The sequence below is a fragment of the Neisseria sp. HMSC70E02 genome (genome assembly GCF_001838645.1).
Taxonomy (GTDB): Bacteria; Pseudomonadota; Gammaproteobacteria; order Burkholderiales; family Neisseriaceae; genus Neisseria; species Neisseria macacae.
The window spans coordinates 1-1,668 of the sequence record NZ_KV838128.1; the positions used below are offsets into that span (position 1 = coordinate 1).

A 1,668-nucleotide genomic window follows, 5' to 3' on the forward strand; every position below is an offset into this window, starting at 1 on the left:
CGCATGATTTAAGCGGGAACGACCTAGAAAACCACACCCGCTTCGTTTGGGATGGCAGCCATCTGCTGCAAGAAATCCACCCGGACGGCAGGTATACCTATATCTACACCGACCAAGACTCCTACGAGCCTTTGGCGCAAGTCCGAAACTGGACAAACGAAGACGGCGAAAACCGCCAACAGACCCGCTACTTCCACTGCGACCAAATCGGCATCCCGCGCGAGATGACCGATAAAGACGGCAACCTCTTATGGTTCGGCAACTACACCGGCTGGGGTCGTCTGAAAGAGGAAACCAAGGTAACGCAAACGGCGCACCAACCCTTCCGCCTGCAGAACCAGTACTGCGACGAGGAGACGGGGCTGCATTACAACTTCTTCCGGTATTACGAACCTGATGCGGGGCGGTTTGTGAATCAGGATCCGATTAGATTGATGGGTGGAGAGAATTTATATAGATTTGCACCAAATACTGGTTCATGGATTGATCCGAGTGGTAATTTGCCAATACTAATTGGAATAGCATTGGGTGCTTTTTTAGGGGCTGCTACTGATATTGGTATCCAAGCCATTGTAAATCATTTTTCCGATAAACCATTAGATTGTATCAATTGGAATTCAGTAGCTGTAAGTGCAGTAATAGGTGGAATTATCCCTACTATTCCTGGGGCTGCTTCTGCCGGCAAATGCTTATGGAAAAACGGAACAAATGGTGTGGATTTCATAATAAATAAATTTGCAATTAATAGGTTAGGTAAGAAATATGCTGAATTATTTGGAAAAGTAGGTGCGAAAACAGAACGCAAGAAGATAGGAAGAAAACTTGGACAAGCTACGAATGCTGCTACTAACAATTTATCTGACATCAAAAAATATTCTGGTATTGGAGCTGTAGTTCTCTCTATTAACCAAATAGCTAAAGCAATTTTTGGTGGAGAGAAAAAAAGCGTGTTTAGTGATTCTCCGTGTGACTGAGGGGATATTGAATATGTTAAATGAGCTTAAAAAATTTATTCAAAAGTATTGGGTAAGTATTTTAATTTCATCTATTTTCTTTTGGTTATGGATGGTCTATTATGGGGATAACTCAATAGTCAAGTTAGTCGTATTTCCAATTATCTCTTTCTTTCTAGTTATTTTATTTCATTTGGAATTAGAAAGAAAAAATATTAAATATCTATCTATAATTCAAATGTTAATTGGGATGTTGCTAGGATTAGCTATACAAATCAAAAGGGAAAATTTTATGCTGGTTGAAGGATTAATATTTGGAGGAATCTGGGGGTTGACAACGCCTATTTGGGTAAAAATATTTTTGTTTTTAAGACAAAAAATAGGAGATTATGTATAAATACAGATATAGTTTTGATTGTGACTAAACAGCAAGCCGTACACCATATGAAACCTCCAATCCCGACGTAGGGTGTGTGCGGTACGCACGCACACGGGTTCTGCTTTTCAGACGATCCCATCCCCCAACAGGAGTAAGCCGCCATGGCATTCAATAAAATCGCCCGTAAAAGCAGTGACTTCAATGTCGTCTTTATCCTCCCCGATTTCTGTTGGGCGCCCCCTCCTGCTCCTCCTATCACACCCATCCCCTTCCCGCTCTTCGCCGATCTGGGCGGTGCCAAGACCGTCGCCAAAGACGTCCGCCTCAACCGCAAGC

2 protein-coding genes are annotated in these 1,668 nt (G+C 42.5%); both read left to right on the plus strand.

The genetic code is table 11. The features are described 5' to 3' along the window. Positions 1–974 (plus strand): RHS repeat domain-containing protein (locus HMPREF3277_RS15665; RefSeq protein WP_246830814.1); only part of this gene is annotated, 974 nt, incomplete at its 5' end. Next, the gene (locus HMPREF3277_RS12190; RefSeq protein WP_246830815.1) at positions 931–1,350 is read left to right on the plus strand and encodes a cytochrome C biogenesis protein; all 420 of its coding nucleotides are present in this window, start codon (positions 931–933) and stop codon (positions 1,348–1,350) included. The genes HMPREF3277_RS15665 and HMPREF3277_RS12190, both read left to right, overlap by 44 nt. Positions 1,351–1,668: the final 318 nt, after the last annotated feature.